This window comes from Paenibacillus prosopidis, assembly GCF_003337375.1.
Classification (GTDB): Bacteria; Bacillota; Bacilli; order Paenibacillales; family Paenibacillaceae; genus Pristimantibacillus; species Pristimantibacillus prosopidis.
In genome coordinates, this window is record NZ_QPJD01000023.1 from 17,480 (window position 1) to 40,657 (window position 23,178).

The window sequence follows — 23,178 nt, forward strand, 5'->3', positions numbered from 1 at the left end:
TTCTGTTTCTCCATTTTTTTGTTTAGGCGGTGACCGGATTTGAGCTTTTTCACCAGTCAGGAATCGTTAACGGCTGTTCAATGGGTTTTACGCGCTGTTGTCGGGTTTGTGTTCTTGCTGTTTGCAGCCAAGCTTATGGGACAACGCGCCATCTCGCAGCTGCGCTTCCTAGATTTTATTATCGCTCTCCTAATTGGAAACATTCTCGCACACCCTTTATCCGACGAGAGTCTCGGTCTTGAAGGTTCCATGATTACGACCTTTGTTATAATCTTGCTTTATATCTCGATGACCTGGCTCAGTCTCAAATGGCATCATTTCAAACGCTTCCTCGATCCGCTGCCGCTTACCCTTGTTAAAAACGGAGAAATTCAAATGAAAAATATAGCGAAAGCTAGAATATCGATTGATTTCCTCTTCTCGGAGCTTCGCAAGGAGAAGGTAGAGAATATCGAGAAGGTTGCGCTTGCCATATGGGAACCGGGCGGTACGATATCGATTTTTATGAATACCGCTTACCAGCCGCTCACGCCTTCCGATTTGAAATTGGACTCAGCCGCATTCTCCCATACCCGCCCGATCATTATGGATGGAAGAGCAGATACCGAGCTTTTGAGTCAGATCGGCAAAAATCGCGCATGGCTGCTGCAGAAAACCGGCCTGTCTAATTCCGACATACGCAGCATTGATCTGGCTACAATTGACGATAAGGACAATATTCACATTCACCTCGATCCAAGCAAAATTGTTAAGGATTAATAAAGGGCAAAACAGGATTTTGTCGACCCGTGTCTAATACTGTAGTATGTGCACCATAGACTCGGGGGAGGAAATTCTGTTGTCGATTAAAGCGAAGCTCTCATTCTCCATCTCGCTTATAGTAGCTATTATTTTAACGTTAAGCATATCCATCTATTACTTTTCTTCCAAAGCCGAGGTGCAGGCTACTCTTGAACAGCAGGTAAACAATATCGCGAAACAAATTAGCGTCACGATTGAAGCGTCGGAGAGTGCCAGACAGTCTATGGAAGAGACGATGGGCGAGAAGCTGCGGATTGCTGCTATTGCGGCGAAGGATGAGCTTGATCCTGATATTGGTAAAATCACAAACGAGCAGTTGGTTGAGCTAAGCCGCAAGCTAGGTGTCGATGGTATTACGTTGTGGCAAAGGTTTGGCGATGACGTTATCACTCTCAAGTCATCCGAGCCGAACGAAATTAATTTAAGCTCCAAAACGTGGGGTTATTGGCACACCGCGTTTCTTCAGCTTTTCGAATATCAAAATGTCACCATTCCTGAAGGGCAAAAGCTTGAAAATTATTGGTCGGGGGCTTTTGATTACTCCACTTCTGATCCAAAGCAAATTAGAAAGTTTGGCAACTATTACGACGGCACAACTAACTATATGATCAATCCCTTCGTTAACGCTCAAGTGCTGTTTGATTTCGACTATTCGATCGGGACGAATGCCATCGTCAATAAAATCATTGCAGATCAACAGGATCTATTAGAAATTACCGGCTTTGATCCGCAATTTTTCGGAAAAAGCCCGATCATTAAGATAAAGCAGGGCATCCCGGTATACGACTTGGACCTGCGCGACATTCCCTTTGGCCGATACACCTACAAAGACATAAATAATGATTCCATTAATATTCAGCATGCGCTGGAAAGCGGCAAGGCGGTTACCGCTAAAAGCAGCGTAAAAAGCAAACGGGTTATGAAAACGTTTATCCCTGTTACGATTGACAAAACGTATGTCATCTGTGTTAGCTTTGACCATCAGGCTATTCTCAAGCCGCTTAACCGGCAGCTTCTTATGCAATCGCTGATCTCGCTCGGACTCGTTCTCATTACGATGATTGCGAGCTACTTCATTGCAGGCTTTATGATGCGCGGCCTGAATCAAATCTTACATAAAGTGAATGCGATCGCCGAAGGAAATTTCGGTGAAGTGATTACGATTCGCAGCAAGGACGAATTTGGTCTGCTCGCTTCCCGCGTCGATACGATGGGCAGTAATTTGTACAGCTATACGACGCAGCTGAAGGATGCGGCCGAAGAGCTGCGAAGCACGAAGCAATATTTAGAATCGTTCGTTAATCATACGTCCGATGCGATTCATGTCGCCGACTTATCGGGGAATGTCATTCAGGTCAATAAAGCCTTTGAGATAATGTACGGATGGAGCGAGCTTGAAGCTCTCGGTCAACCGTTAAACAATGTGCCTGTTGAATATTTAAGCGCCCAGCAAGAGCTCGTGGCTACCGTACTGCGCGGCGGATCCGTTACCGATTATGAGACGGTGCGGTTTACGAAGTCAGGCGGGCTCATTGATTTAAGCATTACGGTCTCCCCTATCCGCGATGAACTCGGGGTCATTGTTGCTATTGCCTCCATCTCCCGGAACATTACCTCGCGGAAGCAAGCGGAGGAAATGATCCGCCGCTCGGAGAAGCTGTCTGTTGTAGGGCAAATTGCGGCAGGCGTTGCGCATGAGGTGCGCAATCCGCTCACCACGCTGCGCGGCTTCGTGCAGCTGCAGAAGCAAACCGGATCCATGTCTCAAGAACATCTCGATATTATGCTCGCGGAGCTCGATCAGATCAATATGATCGTCAGCGAGTTTCTTGTATTCGCCAAGCCGCAAGCCAACCGTTACCAGCCTGTAATCGTTCAAGACATTATTCGCGATACTATTCTGCTTCTTGACTCGGAAGCGAAGCTGAGCAACGTCCAGCTTACGCTGCGTGCCGAAGCTGATTTACCGCTAGTCATCGCGGAAGCTAATCAATTAAAGCAGGTTTTCGTAAATGTGATGAAGAACGGGATGGAAGCGATGAGCGGCGGCGGAGATCTTACCGTCGAGCTCGCGAGCCATACGAACGATAGGATCGTTCTGCGGTTTACCGATCAAGGCTGCGGCATTGCCGAGAATGATCTGCTCCGGCTTGGCGAGCCGTTCTTCACGAAGAAGGCAAACGGTAATGGCCTCGGGCTGATGGTCAGCCAGCAAATTATCGCGGGACACAAAGGCAGTATTATTTTCCACAGCAAGCCTGGCAAAGGAACCTGCGTCGAAATTTCGCTGCCCACGGCAAACTAATTCATCGCTTTTGAATAAAACCGCGAGCCTATGTTAAAATGTCTCAGAAGCGGCTAGCCTTACGAGTGGCCGCTTCTCATTATCAATACAACTATTTCGTTACTTTTGGAGTCCTTTATGTCGATGTCTATGAATTCCCCTATTTCCCAATACATTATCATTGTTATTATTTCCGGTGTCCTTAGCGTGCTGCTTGCCATATACGCCTATTTCAACAAGAGCAACTTCTCAGGCATGAAAGCGTTTATGTGGTCTACTTCCCTATCTGCTGTATACACGTTTGCATTCGCCTTCGAGCTGGCCAGCGATTCACTTCGCGATATCCGCTTCTGGATAAATATCGAGTACCTTGGAATGCCATTCATCGCTCCGTGCAGCCTGCTGCTTGTGATGCATTATGTTGGACTGGATAAATACACCGCTCCCAAAAAAGTATGGATCCTGTTCGTCATTCCCGCCATAACTTTAATAATGGTTACTACGAATGAATATCATCATTTCTTTTACAAGCTGCTCTCTTTACGCCCTGATGCGCCTTCGGCGATGGTCGATATCGTTCCCGGGCTCTGGTACTATGTGCATGGCAGCTTTACCTCCGGTACTATGTTTGCCGGCTTATTTCTGCTCATCAGCTATTGGATAAAGACGAAAACGCTTTACCGCAGGCAAATGACGACAATGACGATAGGTATTTCGCTTCCTATGCTTGGATCGCTGCTGTATGTGCTCGGGCTCACTCCGCTCGGGATGGATCCTGTTCCAATCTTACTGTTCTTTACGTCTGCCCTATACGTTGTATCCATCGTTACATCCGGGATGCTGGCTGTCGCCCCGATTGCGCGTGAGCATATTTTCGAAAGTATGCGGGACGGCGTCCTTGTGTTTAATCTGTCCAACCAAATCATCGACTACAATGGTGCTGCGGCACAGATCATTCCGGCTCTCACGCCGTCAGCTATTGGCAAAAAGCTGGAGCATGTCTGGAAGCGCGGCGCCGAAACAGGCGCCTTCTCCTTCGGCCTCGATTTAAAAGATGAGTACGAGCAGGAGCTGAAGTGGATTCGGGGAAAAGAAACCTATTATTACCGGATCCGCGCCTCGAACCTGCTTAAGCCGGGGGGGGAAATTGTAGGCAGAACGATCGTAATGATTGACGTGACCGAGCATACGCAGCTTCAGAACAAGCTGCGCCATCTTGCCGAAACCGACGGCTTGACTGGCATTTATAACCGTGCTTTTTTTATGGAAAGAAGCAGAGAGCTGCTGGAGCAAACCCGCCGGATGCAGCAGCCGCTCTCATTCATTCTGTTTGATGTGGATCATTTCAAGGAAATTAACGACCGTTACGGTCATGGCATCGGTGATCTCGCGCTTCAGCACATCGTAGGCATCTGTAGGCAGCACCTTCAACCGGGAGATCTATTCGGTCGTTACGGCGGTGAAGAATTTGCGATATGCTTGCCGAATACGACGCTTGCGCAAGCCTGTCAGAAGGCTGAACAAATACGCAAGCAAATAGCCGCTAGTCCGCTGCAAGGCTCATCTCAGCCTATCTCCATCACCTCCAGCTTCGGTGTGACGGAAGCCCGCGCTGCTGCTGTGCCGCTGGAAGTGCTGGTTCGTGAAGCGGACGTCGCTTTGTATCGGTCAAAGCATAGCGGACGCAACACGGTTACCTTGGCGCGTAACGATGATACACATGCAAATGAAGTAATATAACCATACTAGCAGCAAAGAGATGGGTGGAGTTGATTCCATGCTTACAATAGCTGTCCTGCGCAAAAAGCTGCATTTTCGACCGAGTCCGCCGCAGGTGATGATGATTGGCTTTATTATTATTATTTTGATCGGCGCACAGCTCTTATCAAGTCCCATATCATTCACTGAAGGCACCTCAATTCCGTTTCTGGATGCTATATTTATGTCCGCCTCCGCTACTTGCGTAACAGGACTTACCGTCTTAAATACTGGCAGCCATTTCTCCATATTCGGACAAGTTGTAATTATTCTGCTTGCACAAATTGGCGGCTTAGGATTTATGACTTTGGCGACATTATTTGCACTGATGTTTCGCAAACGCATTTCATTTCGCGAACGTCTCGTGCTGCAGGAGTCGATGAACTATGGCTCTACGGAAGGCATCGTTCGGATGATTCGCAAAGTGCTGCTCTATGCCCTTGTCATAGAGCTCACAGGAGCCGTCTTGCTCAGCAGCTACTTTATGCTTGAAATGCCTGCCTTGCAAGCCCTCTATTTTGGCGTTTACCACAGCATTTCTTTTTTCAACAATGCCGGATTCGATTTGTTCGCTCAGTTCCCTGATCGGGCGGCCAGCCTCATCCATTATGTAGAGGACCCCTTCATCAACATCGTCTCAATGCTGCTTATCTTTTTTGGAGGGATCGGCTTTATTGTCATTTCCGAGCTGGTGACCTTCCCGAAAAACAAAAAATTCAGCTTACACAGTAAGGTTGTTTTATCCGTTACCGGCATCCTGACCGCTATAGGAGCCGTTGTTATACTAGCGCTTGAATTTTCCAATCCGTATACGCTGCAGCCGTTATCGGCAACCGGCAAGTTTTTAGGTGCGACGTTTCAATCGGTCACTGCCCGCTCGGCAGGCCTCAGTACCATCGATCCGAGCCTACTGCGGGAGGTCACTCAGTTTTTTCTCATCATCCTTATGTTCATCGGTGCTGGGCCAGGCTCCACTGGGGGAGGCATCAGGGTGACGACGTTCGCGATATTAATCGGAGCAATGATTGCGATGGTGCGGGGAAAGGATGATATCGTGCTGTTCCGCTATCGCATTGCAAAACGGCAAATTCATCAAGCCATTATGTTTACCATGATTGCATTCTTTATTATTTGCGCGGCGACTATGCTTCTCACGATCACCGAGAGCGGATCGTTTCTTTCGATTTTGTTTGAAGCGACATCCGCCTATTGTACGGTTGGCATGTCTGCCGGCTTAACCGCACATTTATCGGATCCGGGAAAAATCATTATTATATTGCTTATGTTCGTCGGACGGCTTGGACCCGTTACGCTGGCCTTTGCATTAAATACACACTCAAAAAAGGAGCTGTACCGGTTCCCCGAAGGTAAAATTACGATCGGTTAGTTCAGAAGCAGGGGTCGGCGGTAGAGGGCATTTGCGTGAGCAATCTAGCGAATGATACTATGGCTATAATAAGGCTGACACGCAAGCTGATTGGTAGACAAAAGGAGATTACTGCTTTATGAAGCAAGCTTCACATACAGATTCAATGAATGACCGGGCGTCCGAGCTCCATAGCAGCGGGCAGCGCGTGCTCATTGTGACGGCCGTTCCCGCCGAAAGGGATGCCGTAATGCGCGGACTGCAAGGCGCGGATTATGTTGACGTAATAGCGGCCGGTGTTGGTTCGGCCGCTGCTGCTGCGGGCACGGCGACCGCGTTGGCGGGCGGTGATTACCGCTTAGTGATAAGCGCCGGCATAGGCGGCGGCTTTGTAGGGAAAGCCGCGATAGGCTCGCTCGTGGTCGCTGATGTTATGGTTGCCGCCGACCTCGGCGCGGAAACGCAAGAAGGCTTCCTCAGCCTGAACGAGCTCGGATTTGGCTCAGCCCGCATAGCCGCAAGCCCCGATTGGAGCAGCCGGCTATTGGATGCGTTGCATTCTTCCGGGCTTCCCGTGATGAACGGACCCGTGCTTACCGTATCGACGGCAACCGGTACTGCCGAGACAACCGCTGCGCTTGCGGCCCGCGTTCCCGGCGCTGCCGCCGAAGGAATGGAAGGGCACGGCGTTGCAGTCGCCGCCCAAGGGCGCGGTATTCCGATTGCGGAAATCCGCGCAATCTCGAATGAGGTTGGACCGCGTGACCGCGCGGCATGGCGGATCGGGGAAGCATTAGCCGCATTAGAAGCGGCAAGTCAAGCATTACGGGAGGTACTCAAATGAAAATAGCCTATTCCCCGTGTCCCAACGATACGTTCGTCTTTCATGCTTGGACTCACGGTCTAATACCCGGCGCTCCTGAGCTGGAGGTAACTTACGCGGATATCGATATTACGAACAATTGGGCTGCTAATTCCGAAGGTCCGGAAGTGATGAAAATTTCATATGCCGCGCTGCCATGGGTGTTGTCTGATTATAAGCTGCTGCCGTGCGGCGGCGCTCTTGGCAGAGGCTGCGGACCGCTCGTATTGACGAAGGGCGGAGCAGTGGATACGAATAATCCCGCGGCTCTAGCAGGAAAACGCGTAGCTGTTCCCAGTGAGCGGTCGACCGCCTACCTTTTATTCCGGCTATGGGCTGCTCGCCAAGTGCCGGAAGGCGTCGGTGAAATAGTCGTGATGCCCTTCCACGAAATTATGCCCGCTGTTCGCGACGGCAAGATTGATGCAGGCCTGGTTATTCATGAAGCCCGTTTCACTTACCGATCGTACGGGCTGAGCATGTTGATGGACCTCGGAAGCTGGTGGGAATCAGACACCGGCCTGCCTATACCTCTCGGAGCAATAATCGCCCGCCGGTCGCTTGATGCCGGCGCGATTGCCGATTGGATCCGCGCTTCCGTCTACTATGCATGGACTCACCCGGATGCGTCGCAAGCCTATGTCATGCAGCACGCCCAAGAGCTCGCTCCGGATGTCGCACAGGCGCATATCGATCTCTACGTCAACGCGTTCACCGCAAACTTGGGCGACGACGGATATGCCGCAGTAGCCGCCCTGCTCGGACGGGCGGCCGAAGAAGGGCTCGTGCCCGGCTTCGATCTGTCGCTGCTGCGTTAGTCGGAAGAAGTGGCTGATGTTCAAGGAAATAAAGTATTAGACTGACCCTAATAATAGAAACAGCGGCAGCTAGGGACTGAAGTCTAGACTGCCGCTGTTTTATTGTTATCGTGTTCCGTCATTCAAGATACAGAAATTTTTTTGAAAAATCACCTCAAGTCCCCAACACTTTTCGAGTTGGAGCGTTTTCCTTCATGTATGGCAATTCAATCTTGAAATGGAGGAGTTACAATGGAAGAGCTTCAAGTGAACGGGACTACGATCGAGAACATGGGTGTACTTGATTTAATCGAAATGAAACCTGAAGATCTGGGGGCCGTTTCGCTCATCCAAAATGTCGGTCTTATTCTGGCACCCGAATCGTTGGTCGGCGCTTTAATGAAAATCCCTCAGAAAAACGTCGGATTAACGGTCACGCTCCCGTCGACAACCGGTAAAATCAAGCTGCTGAGTGGACAGTTTACCGTAAACGGCGAAGTATTTGCGAACCGCTTGGGGTCACCCGAAGACATTCTTGTCGTCACCGGCCAAATTATCATCACTTCTACGATTGAAACGGTTGGCTTCAAAGAAGTCATCGTGGCGGGCCAATTGATTGCTCCCAAAAAAGCGGAAAGCGGCTTGGTCGCCGCAGTCACTCGAATGACCGGCCAAGTCGCGTACTATACTGCAGAAACGCCGAGGCTGTTCGTCGGAGAGGATACATTCTCGAAGGCGTTTTTTGATTTCATCGACGACAAGTTGGCGATGGTTTTTGTCGGGTCGTTTGAATTCGAATCTGATGTTGATGCTGCCTTGCTGAAGCAGAAAGTCTCGGAAATAGTCGTGATTGGCGAGTTGAAGGCTCCGAAAGAGCTGATCCCGATCCTCCAATATCTTGCCAGCGTAAAATTGGGATCGATCATCGGTATAGATCATGCGGTGATTCAAAGCCAACCATGAAGCAGGATTTATTCCATGAATTGTACACCGGCTGCTCCAAGCAGGTATACGCTTATCTGCTGGGACGCACAAGCAGCAAGGATACGGCCGCGGATCTGCTTCATGACGTTTTCCTTCGGATTTGGAACAGGATGGAAGTGGCAGAACGGATTCCCGCTGAGCAGCGTTTGTATTGGATATTCTCCATCGCTTCCAACCGGGTGAAGGACCATTACCGGAATTCCGGAAACCGGAAGCAGGCGGAGGAACAAATTCGAGGCCGGCACCAAGCAACCCCGTCTGGAGACCTGTCATCGCTTTTGGCCGCCCGCGAGCAATTTAACGAGCTGGAATCGGCCATTGGCGGCCTTCCGGAGGAGTTCAGGTGCATGCTTATAATGAAAGCCGTGGGCGGGATGAACAGCAATCAGATCGGCGATGCGCTGGGCATCCCCGCCGGAACGGTTCGCTATAAACTGTCGCAAGCCCGAGGGCTGCTCGTCAGACAGCTAGGACTGCTGGAGACTGAGGCCGCGGCAGGAAGGAGGAAGACCAATGGATAACGAAAACGCCGGCATTCTGCTGCCTGTCGAAACGGACAGACGATTTGATCAACTTCTGGCAGACTGGGCAGTGCATGCACGTTTGTCGCCAGAGAAAGAGATTGAAATCTACGAACGCATCTTCGTCGTTGAAGAGGATTTGGGCTATGACTGGTGGCGGCAACTGGTTGACGGGTTTTCTTTCAAAGCTTCGAACGTCGTTCCGAAATTCGCTTTCAAGGGAACTTTATTACCATCCCTTGTATAAAAAAACGGATGGGGTTGTCTCAAAAGGTATTAAGACCTGAGAGACAACCCCTATTTACGTATATAAAGCTGACTTTAGTGTGTGTTAAGAATCGAAACGGATTCATGACTAGCTTACAAGGACCTCTTTCACACAATTAACGGATCTGAGGTCCGCATCTTAAAGCGAGCTGTTTCTCAAGTGAGCCTACTAACTTTTGAGACAGCTCCATTGACGACTTTCTTCGGATTTTCTCCAGCTTTGAGCGTGTACGGTACCTTCCAGTCAGATGATTCTTTCACGATTTCAAAGAACAATTAACAGGAGGATTTCCTTTAATTAAAGCAACACAATCGACATCTATCCACTTATCCACAGATTTATCAACATTTTACCCACATCATGTTGACTGAACTAATTTTCCATAACAAAAAAAGCCCCAAAAGGGGCTTTCCAATATCGTTATTCTACTCCTTCGAATCTCGCTCCACTACAGTAAGGGGACCAAACGCATCCGCAGCATGGGGATCGTCTGATTCTACATACCGCTTCAACACCGACAATTTATTTTCCCAATACCGTTCATAGTAAGCGAGCCACCGTTTCAACTCGAGCAAAGGCTCCGGATCCAGCCGATAGCGCGTCTCCCGCCCGACCTTCCGGTCCTTCACCAGTCCAGCGTCAGCCAATACCCGCAAATGCTTGGAAACGGCCGTTCGGCTCATCGTAAAATGACCGCTAATGACGGTCACCGGCATTTCCTGATCGCCAAGCAGATGCAACAGCTTACGGCGCGTCGGGTCGGCGATTGCTTGAAACACATCGTGCTTCGGTGCTGGCTCAGCCATCTTAAGCCTCTACATACTTGCTAAGCTTCTGCACCAAGCCGACCCAGCCATGAGCCATTTTCTCGCGTACGAGCGCATGCGCTTCTCCGAATTCCGTAACCTTGTCCGCATCCCAGCCGGAGTGGATAAGGGTAAACTCCGTTTTGCCATCCATTTCGTTCAGCTCAAACGTCAACGTCCAATCCTTGCCCCATTCAAAAGAAAGCCGGTTAGGCGGATCGATCTCCGTTACTTTACAAGGAGATTTGCCGAACTGGCCCGCCTCCAGATGAAACTCATAACCCTCTTGCGGCTTGAAATCATTAGGCATGAACCATGCGGCAATGCCTTCCGATGTGGCTACAGCATCCCATACCTTCTGGATTGGAGCGTTAAGCTCAAGTGTTTGCCTGATATCATGCAGCGTGCCTTGCGTATTGTTGTTTCCCATTTTTGATTACCTCCATTAAGTATGCAGACTAATTTGTAAGCCTATATTTATGAAACCTTTTGGTTTCATTTCGTCATTATACGAAACCTTATGGTTTCATGTCAACCATACATATTTAGTTTACCCATATCGGTTCAAATACCCTATCCATTAAGCAAAAGCTTAGTTTCGAGGAGGACAAAGGATAACCGGCTTCCACTTTCCGCCTATCACCATTAACGTTAACTCCACCGTTTCTTTAAAATGCTGGTCTCCCAAAATAAACGACATCTTTCGTACAAAAATGATACTAACTCACTATAAAGTTGGTACTTGCTATAAGTGTGAGAAAGACTAATAATGAATGGCACAGCCTATTCTTTCTTGATAAAAAGTGTAACACACTCGCTTCATACATAACCAAGCAGGCTGATAAAGAAATTCAAGGAGAGGATCGTATGGAACTAAAAAATAGAGCGGCTATTATCACAGGTGCCGGAAAAGGAATCGGTAAAGCAATCGCTGCCGCGCTGGCTGAAGAAGGAGTAAACCTCGGATTAGTCGCCCGGACGAGTGCCGACTTGGAAGCTTTGCAGGCTGAGCTTACGGATACATATGGGGTAAAGGTAGCCATAACGGCAGCGGATATATCCGTCAAAGCAGAAGTGGATCGAGCGGTCGCCTCGCTAAAGGAAAGCCTTGGATCTATTGATATTTTGATTAACAATGCTGGAATAGCGTCATTCGGCACGCTCCTTGATATGGAGCCGGAGCAATGGGAGCGTATCATCCAAACCAACCTGATGGGAACGTACTATGTCACTCGCGCCGCACTGCCAACGATGGTAGAGCAAAGCAGCGGCAGCATTATTAATATCGCTTCGACTGCCGGCGAGCGCGGTTTTGCCACTGGCTCCGCTTATTGCGCTTCGAAATTCGCCGTCCTTGGCTTAACGGAAGCGCTTATGCAAGAGGTTCGCAAATCCAACATTCGCGTGACAGCTCTCACGCCAAGCACGGTAAATACAGAGTTAGCAACAAATGCCGGACTCAAAATAGGCGATGAAGACCGTATGATGCAAGCAGAGGATGTTGCCGAGCTCGTTCTAGCCACCCTCAAGCTGCCGGATCGCGTATTTCTCAAAAGCGCAGGCATATGGACAACAAATCCGCAATAACGCTTATTCGCCCCTAGCCCTAACAAGGCTGGGGGCTTTTGTCATATGGGACAGAGTTGACTCTCTTGGGTTTTTTATGAATAATAATAACTATATAGATAAATAGAGAGCCTTGTGCTAGGAGGGAATCATATGTCCATCGTTCCACAAATTTTGGAGTTCAACAAGCAGTTTGTCGAAGAGAAGCAGTATGAAGCTTATTTGACTGACAAATTTCCTGAGAAGAAGCTGGCGATTCTTACTTGTATGGATACGCGGCTCGTCGAGCTGCTGCCTAAGGCCTTGAACTTGCGCAATGGCGACGCCAAATTTATCAAAAATGCGGGTGCGATTCTAACTCAGCCGTTCGGAAGCGCGATGCGCAGCATTTTGGTCGCGGTCTATGAGCTTGGGGCACGTGAGATGCTTGTCATCGGCCATCACGGCTGCGGCATGACGAACCTTAATATTGAAGGCATGGTCAGCAAGTTTGCCGGTCACGGCATCGATCCTTTAGCGGTTGAGACGCTTGAAAATGCAGGTATTCGCATGGATAAATTTCTCCGGGGCTTCAGCAGCTCCGAGGAAGGCGTTATGCACAGCGTCAAAATGATTCGCAAGCATCCGCTCTTCCCGAAAGACATTCCGGTTCATGGCTTAATCATCCACCCGGAAACAGGCGCGTTAGAGGTTATCGTTCAGGATTATAGAGAAGAGTAACCGCTTCTTTGGGAGGAGAATTTAAAAAAGAGCAGGGTGCCTCATGCACCGTGCTCTTTTGTTTATAATTGTAGCCAACCCCGCTAAAAGAACTCGTCCAGCAGCTGGTAGTAGCTGATTTTTGCATGATCCGGCTCTCTGATGCCGTACTCTTCAAGAAAAGCCGCAACATGCTCTTCGCCAAAGTTATATATGATGCTCCTAACCGCCAATGCTAAGTCCTGATACCTGTCGGCAATGCCACCTCTTCCCCAGTCTATAAATCCGCTGATCTCGCCATTTTGGAGTATGATATTGGGCAAGCAATAATCGCCATGCGTGAACACCAAATCCTCCGCGGCAGGCCTTCTCTCAAGCAGCTCTTGGAACAACGCTTCCGCCTTAGCACCATTCCGGGCCGAGTCGAAATCCTCCTCGTCTACAAGTCCGTGCTCCGCCCTGCGTCCTGCTTCCGCAATAACAGTATCCAATCTGCGGTCAAACGGGCAGTCGTCTATGCGAACATCGTGCACGGCTCTCAGTCCGACCGCCAACTGCCGAATAAGCTGCGGCAGCATCGTTTCATAAGACTTATCCGAAGCGTCCAGTCCTGCCACTTCCGATAGGAGCAAGTACTCATTGGAAGCATCCTTCTCATAAAAGAGTACTTCCGGCACGGGCAGTTTGCCTTGCAACCACTCCATTCGTTCTTTCTCAGCTCGCAAGCTCTCAACCGCATCAACTGAGTGTATTTTTATGAAATAGTTACCCGAAGCACCTGTCAACCGGTACGTTCTTGATTCGGAAAGACCAATGGTCACCCTATTCCACTCACATCCTTTAGTCAGCTTCATCAAACCTTCCGGTAATAATAACTCCTGCATCAACACTTCCCCACCTTCCTATAAAACAAGAATAAAGACGATTAAACGAGAACAAACATGAAACAATATCATTGACAAAACCGAACAAACTTGAATATACTGGAAGCATCACCGGTGACACATTGAATTTGGAGGCGTTCCATATGTTCTCTGACGAACGGCGCGACAAAATTTTGGAGCTGCTTGATAAGGACGGACGCGTGCTTGCCAAGGAGCTGGCTGATTTGTTTGAATTGTCCATTGATTCCATTCGGAGAGACCTCTCCATTATGGAGGAGAAAGGGCTGCTCAAGCGGACGCATGGAGGAGCAATCCCTGCTGCGAAGGTTAGAAATGCACCACTGCCCCCATCACTGCGTTATCAAGGTGGCGCACCACATCAACATGCCATATCGAAAATGGCTGCATCCCTTATTCAAGAAAAAGATACGGTCTTTATCGGCAGCGCAGGCATTCATTACGGCATGCTGCCATTTTTACCGAACGTATCCTTTACGGTTGTTACAAACTCCATCAGGATCGCAGATGCTCTAAAGGAAAAAGAAGCGATAGATGTTTACCTTATTGGGGGAAAAGTTAAAAATTCCGGCAACATCACCGATACACTTGCAAATGAATTCCTCAGGCAATTCACCATAGATCTTTGCTTTATTGCTGGTGGCGGAATTTCAAAAAACGGTGTGAGCACCGCTACTCCTGAAGTCGCTTCATTTAGCCGCGCCGCAGTTGAGGTTTCAAGAAGAACGATCTGCTTAGCCCCTCATGAAAAGCTGGGTGTAGACTTTTTTGCAAAAGCAGGGCCTATCACCGACATCGATCTCCTTATAACGGATGAAGAATCCAGCATAGAAGCGGTCGAGGGAATCGAAAGCAAAGGGGTCAAGGTCGTCATAGCTAAGATCAATGAATGACTAAGAAAGGATAGCCCCTACCCTTAGCCGGTAGATCTATCAGCAGCTGTGGAGCCGCATGATCGGCTCCTTTTTATTTCGCAGGACTTATACCGTTCACAAGAGCCCTCTATCACGCTCATTGCCCGGTTGCTATATTGGATATTTCCATTAACTTTAATGATCTCCAACCTACCTTGCACCTTAAACTGTATTTTACCAGTATAGAAGGGCTGCTGCAGACGAAAGCAGACTAAAAGAGACGTTTACAAAAATCCTCATTCGTCAAATCCGTATTAACTCCAATCGCGGCCTTGCTGCCTTCGCCTGCGGCGATTACGAGCTGGGCGGGCGCTATAATGGAAGAATCGCCGGCAGCGTATACGCCTCTGACGCTCGTTCTGCCGAAGTCGTCTGTGACAAAGCCGCCCTGCGGAGTCATTGCACAGCCCAATTCTTGCCCGAAGGATGCTGCCTGATCCCATTGCGGGGAGACGAAACCGCCCGCCCGCTTCACCTCTGTGTTATTTTCAAAAACAACTCTGCTCAGCAAGCCGTTCTCTCCGATAAGCGCTTTGATGCGATACGGATTAACCTGTATACCCTTCCGACCGAGCAGCCCACGCTGCTCCGGGCTTAAGCTGTTCGATCCGTTCGTACAAACGAGTAGATCTTTACTCCAATTGTAGACGATTTTGGCCGTATGAAACACATTCGCGCTTTCTGAAATAACGACTAACGGCTTATCCCGCAGCTCCCATCCGTCGCAGTAAGGACAACTGAATAAGCTTCTTCCATAAAAGTCATGGATGCCAGACACCGCCGGCAATACTTCTTTTAATCCGGTTGCTAAAATAATCATGCGCGCATGGAACAAGACGCCGTTGCTTGTTTTTACCTGAAAGCCTTTTTCAACAGGTATTACTGCTGTCACCTTGTCCGGCTTTATCGTAACGGATGGATACCTTGCAATGTCCTGGTGGGCAAGACTGCGAAATTGCCGCGGCCCAATGCCGTCACGGGTAATGAAGCCGTGCGACTGATGAGTCACAGCGTTTCTCGGCTTATTATGATCGAATAAAATAACATATCTCCTTGATCTGCCTAACACTAACGCTGCATTTAGCCCCGCCGGTCCTCCTCCAATAATCACGCAGTCCATCCACATATCTATCGCTCCCATCCCGCTTGCAAATAGCAGAAACAACCTTTGTAACGAATCGTTTCAAAATAAAGGATCGCTTATTTCTATTCAAAAATACGAGGAAGGATGCTATTCAGCGGCATTTGACTGCGCTCGGGCAAGCGGATTAATCAATTAGCCTTCTACATTAATATCTTCTCACATTAGTTTCCTTTAATCGACATTTGCCCTATTGAATTGTATAATCCTGTTGTTGATTTATTAAAAAAACGGTGGTGACGATCATTTTATACGCAATTTCTTTATTAGTATCCTTTGCAATCGTTTATCTACTGATTCCTCCGTTCGGGAGGCTGGCATTCCGGCTTGATTTTGTGGATAAGCCCAGAAAAGACGTCGAACGCAAACTGCACCGGGAGCCGATTCCGCTCACGGCAAGCTATGTCATATTTATCGGTTTTTTTATTACTTATTTGGTCGTAACGAGAGATTTCTCCCTGCAGACAGGAGCTTTGCTTTTAGGCGGCATTTTATTGCTGATCATCGGAACTGTAGATGATTGGTTCAAAACGAAGGGTAAGGATTTCCCGTCCCTGCCGAAGTTTATCGTACAAATATCGGCAGCCGTGCTCGTCTATTCTTCCGGTATTGCCTTCAACGGGTTTTACAACCCCTTTTCCGGGGAGTATGTGCTGCTTCCGGTGGTCCTGCAGTTCATTCTTACGATTTTGTGGATCTTCGGCGTTACGACAGTCATTAACTTTTCGGACGGGATGGACGGGCTTGCGGGGGGACTGTCGGCAATCTCCGCCGTTACGCTGTTCGTTGTCGCCATGGCGAAAGGGCAATCCAACTCCGCCGTTATGGCTATTATTTTAGTAGGTGTTACGATAGCATACTTACGTTATAATAAGCCTCCCGCTAAAATTTTCATGGGGGATGCTGGAGCAACCTTTATCGGTTTCATCCTTGCGGTTATCGCTCTTGACGGCGCCTTTAAGCAAGCTACCGTCATCTCGCTATTTATCCCGATACTCGCGTTAGGCGTTCCGATCTTCGATAACTTGTTCGTAGTCGCCAGACGGATGCTGCAGGGCAAAGCCATCTACCAGGCAGATGCAAGCCAGGCGCATTACCGTTTACTGAGAGCGGGACTCAATCATAAACAGGTCGTTATGTTTCTTTGTTTAATCAGTACATGTCTGTGCTTATCATCCATCATACTGCTGCTCGTGCAGATCTAATAACTATTAAAAATAGCAGCCCGCAAGCCGAATGGACCAGCTTGCGGGCTGTCTCTTTTCAAATACTTACTTCTTCACCGTAACCTTCAAAATACTGCTCTCCGTTACGCCGCTGTCGTTAGCCAGCTCCACCCGGTATTCATACGTACCGACAGCACGACCCGTGATGCTGGTAAATGCGGTTTGAGCTTTCGGTGAATTCGCCGTTAGCGTTTGCGTATCAATAAGCACGCCGTTCTCATAGAGCCGGTAGGTCGTTCCGTTGGTGCCCCACCACATGTTCATTGTTACTTTGTAATTTCCGTCGCCATCCCAGTTGTCATTGGACAATACCGGTTTAGCGGGAGAAGCATCCTTGACGGTTACGATATGCGAGCCGCAAGAGGTCGTTCCGTATGAGTTACTTAGCTCGCACGTGTACGTGTAAGTGCCGTTTGGCTTGCCGGTAATGCTCGTTGCCGCTGTCTGCGCGGAAGGCGAGTTATCGGTCAGCACCTGCGTATCGATAAGCGCCCCGTTCTCGTACAGCTTATAAACCGTACCATTGTTGCCGTACCACATGTTCATTGTAACTTTGTAGCTGCCGTCTTGTAGTCCGGTGTCATAACCGTTGTCATTGGATAACACCGGCTGGCCTGGAACACCCTTCGCCTTCTCGGGGCCTGTTACGATAATCGTTACAGTCTCGATTGTTTCCATGCTATCGTTGTTCACCGCTTTAGCGGTAAACGTATGGATGCCGGCAAGTCCCGCGAAGGAAAGCTCGCTTCCGTTCGTAACCGGTGCTCCATCGAAGGTGAGTCCCAGAATGCGAATACCGGACTCCGGATCCTCTGCTGTCACTTGAACGGCCCATACATCCGATTCTGTATACTGCTGCTGCGGCAAGCCCCCGATGACAGGAGCCGTCGTATCCTCAATCTGCTGCGGTGCGTTCACGTATTGAATGTTCGGCGCCGCAGGCTGCTCCATGCCCGCTCCCAGATAGAAGCTCGTATGCGGCGGCTGGTTGTAGCCAACGTTCTGCCACGCTACGCCCAAACGGTAAATAGGATCATGCATTAACGTACGGATACGATGCTCGGTCACGTCCGTTGTCGTATAAATACGCAGCTCTGAGCTGTCTGTTGACCGCCACATCACTTCCTCGCGCCAGTCGCCGAACAGGTCGGCCTGCAGGCTCGGATTCGCTTTGGTTGAATTGTTGGATGAAGCGCCGGAGGCCGTTAACAGGTTATTCGTCGTTTCATTGACATAATCCCACTTATCGACGCGGTTGCTGTCCTGCAGCTCGCGCAGCAGATCGCCATCCCACCAAATGCCGAAGTTCGTCGAGGAAGGAATATTAGTCGTCAGCAGTTCTCCGCGCGCGTTGTATAGACCTGTAATCGGAATATGCTGCTCATTTGTAATGGTCGCCGACCACATTTCCTCGCCGATATGATTCGGATCGATATCAGCCGACATGCCGCGGCCCGTATCGATTCCGGTATGCACGCCCCAGACGATTTCGCCACTAGCGGCATCGCGCATTTCCATGCCATAAGCGGAATCGGTATGCTCGTGCACGTCAAACAGCTCCAGTCCCGGTCTTGTCGGATCAAGGTCGCCGAGATGCATCGCATCGCCGTGGCCAAGCCCCGTATTGTACAGCGGCTTACCATCATCATCGATTGCCATCGCGCCGAAGGAAATTTCATCCTTGCCGTCACCGTCTACATCGCCGACCGACAGGTTATGGTTGCCCTGCCCCATATACGTTCCATAGCCTTCATCATTCGTATCAAACCGCCATTGCTTCGTCAACTTACCTCCTTCGAAGTTATACGCTGCAATAACCGTTCTCGTATAATAGCCACGGCTGAAAATCAGGCTAGGATGCTCGCCGTCAAGGTATGCGATACCTGCCAGGAAACGGTCGACCCGGTTGCCGTATGCATCGCCCCATGCGCTGACGTCGCCACGCGGCGGATCATACGCAACGGTATCTAACGCACCGCCGGTCAAGCCGTCAAACACGGTTAAATATTCGTTGCCCAGCAGCACATAGCCGCTGCTGTTCCGGTAATCCGCACTCGCGTCTCCAATGACATTTCCTTGACCGTCAATGGTGCCGTCCGCTGTCTTGAACGTAACTTCGGCACGGCCATCGCCGTCCAGATCGTATACCATAAATTGCGTGTAGTGAGCGCCGGCACGGATATTCGGACCGAGATTAATGCGCCATAGACGTGTTCCGTCCATTTTATAAGCATCCATATAGACAATACCGGTGTAACCCGCTTGCGAGTTGTCTTTACTGATGGAAGGAGACCATAACAGCACAATCTCGTGCTGACCGTCGCCGTCCAAATCGCCAACACTTGCATCTCCCGCGTTATAGGTGTATGGTTGACCGTCCTTTGTATAAGCGTCGGCAGGCTTCTGCAGCGGCACGGACAAATATTGCTGCTGCCATACGCCGAACTCCCCGGATGCCGACTTCTCCTTGCCGTTAATGACCGAAGTCAGACGGTATTTGGACGTATCCGTACCTGCCGCATCGAGATAGTTTGTGCTGTCCGTTATAAGTGCCGTGTTTATTTTCACGCCGTCGCGGTACAGGTTAAAGCCGATTGCTTCCGGATCAAGTCCAAGCAGCCTCCAGCCGATATAGTTGCCCGTATCCTTCTTAACTGCTACCGGCGCGCGGTCTAAATACTCCATGCCGCGATAAAGCGTCGTTACCACTGGCGTCTCCAAGCTTGCTGACTGCTCGGAAATGCCGCCTGCGTTAACCGAGGCTACTTTGTAATAGTATGAAATCGTCGTAAGAACGGTTGTATCGGTGTATGCAGCTTCCGTTGATTTGCCAATTAGCGTATACACGCCGTCCGCTTTTTTGGAACGGTAAATATTAAACATCCGCGCATCGGCTACGGCATCCCAAGTGAAGGTAACATCGTTTTTGTTCGTCGATTGTACCGTTAAGCCTGTCGGCACGGCTGCCTTCACTACGCTTGGATCGATCATTGATACGTTAAGCGCATTTGAAGCAACCGATTCGAAGCCCGTGCTTTCTACGGCTGTGACCGTATAGACGTAATCCAAACCTACATCCGCTGTCGTATCGGTGAATGCAGCAGCAGCCGTTTCAGTGAGAAGCTCGGCACTGCTCGCAACGGTAGCTTGACGATATACGCGGTACGTGGATGCGCCGTTTACTTCTTCCCAAGATAGACTAGCAGAGATAGGATCACTGCCAAGCTCGAGACTAGTCAGCGTCAAGTTCGTTGGAGCAAGCAAAAGCGGCGTTATTTCAATACCGTTCAAATGAGCGGTTTGGCCGCTGAATATGAGATTCATTTGGCCGTCTTTAACGGCAACTTGGTTAAATACCTTCTCCGCAATATTTGCTCTGCCGGAGGCAATCGTTCCGTAATCTTTGCCTTCAATGTTAACATTCGTTCTAGTTGAGCCAATCCAGTCCCCCGTGTAGGTCTTGACCGAATAGTAGCCGCTCGGCAGGTCTACCTTAAATTCATAGCTGCCGCCGAAATAAGCAACAAAATCTCTGCGCAGCGCATCCGTAGCGGTGCCGCGGTCCCGGTCAATCATACCCGTGCTTGACGTTAGTCCATAGCCCAGCTCCTGCGTATAGATAATGCTGCGGGTTACTTCGGTATATCCAGCGGCAACTGGAGCTCCCACTGGACCGAAGTCGAAGCGATATTGCGCCGATTTGGTCGTAATCGCTACCGCATCCGAAGGCTCGGATTCGCCGCGTCCGTTAACGGCCGTTACTCTCACCGTATACGACTGGCCTTCCGCCATGCCGCCAATCGTTAAGGTCGGAACGGTTGCTGTTCCGATCATCGTATAAGCGGTATCGGGTTCCGATGCTAGCTTACGGTATATTTTATAAATATCGGTATTGGCTGAAGCATTCCATCTTAACACTGCGCCCGCGTTGCTGACGCTTCCTGCTGCCAGTCCGGTTGGCTTAGACGGTACGGCATCCGGCTGCTCGATTTCCTTCACGAAGCCAGCGAGCGGCACATCCAGCTGCTGGATGCCTCCGGCAAGAAGGCGGGCGAGTTGAATGGCTCCATACTCCTGGAAGTGCGTATTATCCGCTGAACCGTTCGGGAACGCCCCGTAAATGCCCGGTTCTACGTGGAGAAACACGGACAGCGTCGCTTGCGCGCCGATGGAATCGTAATAAGCTACGCTGAGCGTGCTTAAGTCGACCAGCTTCACGTCAAGCTCAGCCGCCACTTCCTTCATCGCCTTCACATATTCGGGGAAGCTCACGTTGAATTTGCCCGTTTCCGTGTTAAAGTCTCTGCGTCCCATAGGCGTTACGAGGATAGGCGTCGCACCGCGCTGTCTCGTGCCGTTAACATACGTTTTTAAATAGTTTTTATAGTCGGCTGGCGATGCGTACCGTTCCGGCACGCTAATGGTTGCATCGTTATGGCCGAATTGTACGAGGAAATAGTCGCCAGGCTTAATCACGCGCAAAATTTCATCCAAGCGTCCCTCGAAAATAAACGATTTCGAGCTGCGGCCGCCGATCGCGTGATTTTTGAACGTGACATCATTGCTGAAAAAGCGTTGAATCATCTGACCCCAACCCGCTTGCGGCTCCCAGTAAGGATCATAGGTCTGTACCGTCGAGTCGCCGGCGAGGTAAACCGTTGGAAGCTCGCCAGCTTGACGCGCTTGCTGCTTCGTAATGACAAGCGCATTGATTTTCGGAGCCGAGCCTGTAAACTCCAGATTTAACTGACCGTCTACCAGCGCAATTTGGAAGTCCATTTCGAGAAATTGTCCGGCCGCTTTGCTTGTCAGTTGCACCTTCTGGATCGTCTCGACCTTGATCGCGATTTCAGAAGCTTCCGCGCTGTCGCCCGCTATGAGCGATACCGTGTAGTCGCCGTTAGGCAGATCAACGTTAAATGCTGTATTTTGCGGCACGGTAAAATCGGATCGGAGGGCATCCGCTGTCCCTCTATCGCCTGCGCTTACTTTAGAAACGTCGGTAAAACCGTACTTTAGCGCAGAGGTGTAGGCTGACGTGGAGGTTACCCGTATATAGCCTTCAGCCAAAGCGCCTGGCCCAAAATCAAAGCGCTGAACATCACCCTCCGGCAGCGGAACAGGCGGTACATATACGGCGCTCTCCGCTGTATTCGACACACCCGAATCTCCGCGTTCATTGAACGCTATGACTTGATAATAATGCGGGACAGAGGTGTCTGCGCCCGTATCAGTGTAAGACGGAGCATTCGATTGACCGATTTCCGCAAAAGGTCCCGGAGCCGCTTCGGAACGGAGCACCTTATAGCCTGACGCACCCTCCGTTACTGTCCAGCTCAGCTGCACGGATGCCGCTTGCACCTCGCTGACCGTCAACCCCGTCGGCGCCGATGGCGCCGCAAGCGCTGGAATTTCGGTTACCGTTACCGATGCGCTGGGCGCAGACTCCAGTCCGGCTGCGTTTACTGCCGTTACGTAGTAGGTGTAGCCGCTGCCTTCCGTCACGTTCGTATCGACAAAAGCGGTTTCCGCCGATTGGCCGACCGGCTCACTGGTTCCGCTGCCTTCAGCCCGGTACACCTTGTAAAGGACGGCATTCGCCGCGCTGTCCCACGCAAGCGACACGTCATTCGGCGTCACGCGGGTGACCGCGAGACCGGCTGGCGCATCCGGCAAAACAGGCATAACCTGCTCGATAATAAGGCCGTTAAGATAAGCGGAACCTGTGGTTGCCGAAAGACCAACAGTCAATTGGCCGTCATTCACAGTTGTTCGGTAAGTCGCTTGCACAACCGCTTGCCTCGCGGAGATCGTTCCCGCCGCAACGCCTTCCAAGGCTACGTTGGTTTTGGTCGTGCTTGTACCGGTTAGAAGATCGCCGGAATAGACCGTTACGTCATATTCGCCGTTTGGAATATCAACGAGAAACGAATAAGATGTGCCGAGTACAAAATCATTTGTCATTTCATCGCCGCCCGAGCGTTCTCTTGAGGCTAGCGCCATGCTGAGCCCGTAGCCAAGCTCCGCTGAATAAAGCTGCGAATCACTAACGCCCGTATAGCCTGCCATTACCGGGCTTGATGCCGGACCAAAATCAAACTTCTTCACAAGCTGCTCCGCATTCGCGCTTGCTTGCTGCAATCCAACCGGCAACGCCGACAGCAGCGTCGTCCATACGACAGCCAAAGCTAACAGCATAATAAATAGACGATTTCTACTTCTTCGCATATTAAGGTTATCCCCCGCTTTCGAATAATGAAATTCATTTATGCAGAAGTTTCTA

The 23,178-nt window shown here is 50.1% G+C and carries 18 protein-coding genes; 13 read left to right on the plus strand and 5 right to left on the minus strand.

All coding sequences use genetic code 11. The features are described from left to right. Nucleotides 1-39: 39 nt before the first annotated feature. From DFP97_RS27040 to DFP97_RS27080, 9 genes are all read left to right on the plus strand, one after another. On the plus strand, nucleotides 40-759 hold the full coding sequence (locus tag DFP97_RS27040; RefSeq protein ID WP_114383797.1) for a DUF421 domain-containing protein: 720 nt from the start codon (nucleotides 40-42) through the stop codon (nucleotides 757-759). A gap of 79 nt (nucleotides 760-838) precedes the next feature. After that, nucleotides 839-3,106 (plus strand): ATP-binding protein, encoded by a 2,268-nt coding sequence (locus DFP97_RS27045; protein WP_114383798.1) that lies wholly within the window; start codon nucleotides 839-841, stop codon nucleotides 3,104-3,106. A gap of 123 nt (nucleotides 3,107-3,229) precedes the next feature. Continuing rightward, entirely contained in the window at nucleotides 3,230-4,825 is a 1,596-nt protein-coding gene (locus DFP97_RS27050; protein ID WP_181873700.1) for a histidine kinase N-terminal 7TM domain-containing diguanylate cyclase, read from the plus strand. 37 nt (nucleotides 4,826-4,862) lie between these two features. Beyond that, entirely contained in the window at nucleotides 4,863-6,230 is a 1,368-nt protein-coding gene (locus DFP97_RS27055) for a TrkH family potassium uptake protein (protein WP_114383800.1), read from the plus strand. Between the two features lie 145 nt (nucleotides 6,231-6,375). Further along, the gene (locus DFP97_RS27060; protein ID WP_114383850.1) at nucleotides 6,376-7,053 is read left to right on the plus strand and encodes a futalosine hydrolase; all 678 of its coding nucleotides are present in this window, start codon (nucleotides 6,376-6,378) and stop codon (nucleotides 7,051-7,053) included. After that, a complete protein-coding gene (locus tag DFP97_RS27065) occupies nucleotides 7,050-7,889 on the plus strand; it encodes a 1,4-dihydroxy-6-naphtoate synthase (protein ID WP_114383801.1) in 840 nt (279 codons plus the stop codon). The genes DFP97_RS27060 and DFP97_RS27065 overlap by 4 nt, the downstream gene beginning before the upstream one ends. Before the next feature lie 231 nt (nucleotides 7,890-8,120). Continuing rightward, nucleotides 8,121-8,831 carry a hypothetical protein gene (locus tag DFP97_RS27070; protein WP_114383802.1) on the plus strand — a complete coding sequence of 237 codons (711 nt, stop codon included), beginning with the start codon at nucleotides 8,121-8,123 and terminating at the stop codon, nucleotides 8,829-8,831. Next, nucleotides 8,828-9,373 (plus strand): RNA polymerase sigma factor, encoded by a 546-nt coding sequence (locus DFP97_RS27075; RefSeq protein ID WP_114383803.1) that lies wholly within the window; start codon nucleotides 8,828-8,830, stop codon nucleotides 9,371-9,373. The genes DFP97_RS27070 and DFP97_RS27075 overlap by 4 nt, the downstream gene beginning before the upstream one ends. Further along, nucleotides 9,366-9,620 (plus strand): hypothetical protein, encoded by a 255-nt coding sequence (locus DFP97_RS27080; RefSeq protein WP_114383804.1) that lies wholly within the window; start codon nucleotides 9,366-9,368, stop codon nucleotides 9,618-9,620. Before DFP97_RS27075 ends, DFP97_RS27080 begins: the two co-directional genes overlap by 8 nt. A gap of 446 nt (nucleotides 9,621-10,066) precedes the next feature. Here the strand turns inward: DFP97_RS27080 and DFP97_RS27085 are convergent, their stop codons facing one another. Further along, entirely contained in the window at nucleotides 10,067-10,447 is a 381-nt protein-coding gene (locus DFP97_RS27085; RefSeq protein WP_114383805.1) for an ArsR/SmtB family transcription factor, read from the minus strand. 1 nt (nucleotide 10,448) lies between these two features. After that, nucleotides 10,449-10,877 carry an SRPBCC family protein gene (locus DFP97_RS27090; protein ID WP_114383806.1) on the minus strand — a complete coding sequence of 143 codons (429 nt, stop codon included), beginning with the start codon at nucleotides 10,875-10,877 and terminating at the stop codon, nucleotides 10,449-10,451. 437 nt (nucleotides 10,878-11,314) lie between these two features. On the opposite strand from DFP97_RS27090, the gene DFP97_RS27100 reads away from it, so the two are divergent. Then, nucleotides 11,315-12,034, plus strand: a complete 720-nt coding sequence (locus DFP97_RS27100) for a 3-ketoacyl-ACP reductase (RefSeq protein WP_114383807.1) — start codon at nucleotides 11,315-11,317, stop codon at nucleotides 12,032-12,034. A gap of 132 nt (nucleotides 12,035-12,166) precedes the next feature. After that, nucleotides 12,167-12,733: a beta-class carbonic anhydrase gene (locus DFP97_RS27105; protein ID WP_114383808.1), complete on the plus strand. Its 567-nt coding sequence runs from the start codon at nucleotides 12,167-12,169 to the stop codon at nucleotides 12,731-12,733. 83 nt (nucleotides 12,734-12,816) lie between these two features. Here DFP97_RS27105 and DFP97_RS27110 read toward each other — a convergent pair whose 3' ends face one another. Continuing rightward, nucleotides 12,817-13,596 carry an APH(3') family aminoglycoside O-phosphotransferase gene (locus tag DFP97_RS27110; protein WP_114383809.1) on the minus strand — a complete coding sequence of 260 codons (780 nt, stop codon included), beginning with the start codon at nucleotides 13,594-13,596 and terminating at the stop codon, nucleotides 12,817-12,819. Between the two features lie 143 nt (nucleotides 13,597-13,739). On the opposite strand from DFP97_RS27110, the gene DFP97_RS27115 reads away from it, so the two are divergent. Next, on the plus strand, nucleotides 13,740-14,507 hold the full coding sequence (locus DFP97_RS27115; RefSeq protein WP_114383810.1) for a DeoR/GlpR family DNA-binding transcription regulator: 768 nt from the start codon (nucleotides 13,740-13,742) through the stop codon (nucleotides 14,505-14,507). Between the two features lie 232 nt (nucleotides 14,508-14,739). On the opposite strand, the gene DFP97_RS27120 is transcribed toward DFP97_RS27115, so the two are convergent. Beyond that, entirely contained in the window at nucleotides 14,740-15,654 is a 915-nt protein-coding gene (locus DFP97_RS27120) for an NAD(P)/FAD-dependent oxidoreductase (protein WP_114383811.1), read from the minus strand. Between the two features lie 251 nt (nucleotides 15,655-15,905). Between DFP97_RS27120 and DFP97_RS27125 the strand changes: the two genes are divergently transcribed. Further along, complete coding sequence (locus DFP97_RS27125; protein ID WP_114383812.1) at nucleotides 15,906-16,874, plus strand: MraY family glycosyltransferase; 969 nt, start codon at nucleotides 15,906-15,908, stop codon at nucleotides 16,872-16,874. 66 nt (nucleotides 16,875-16,940) lie between these two features. Here the strand turns inward: DFP97_RS27125 and DFP97_RS32005 are convergent, their stop codons facing one another. After that, the gene (locus DFP97_RS32005) at nucleotides 16,941-23,123 is read right to left on the minus strand and encodes a rhamnogalacturonan lyase family protein (protein ID WP_114383813.1); all 6,183 of its coding nucleotides are present in this window, start codon (nucleotides 23,121-23,123) and stop codon (nucleotides 16,941-16,943) included. Nucleotides 23,124-23,178: the final 55 nt, after the last annotated feature.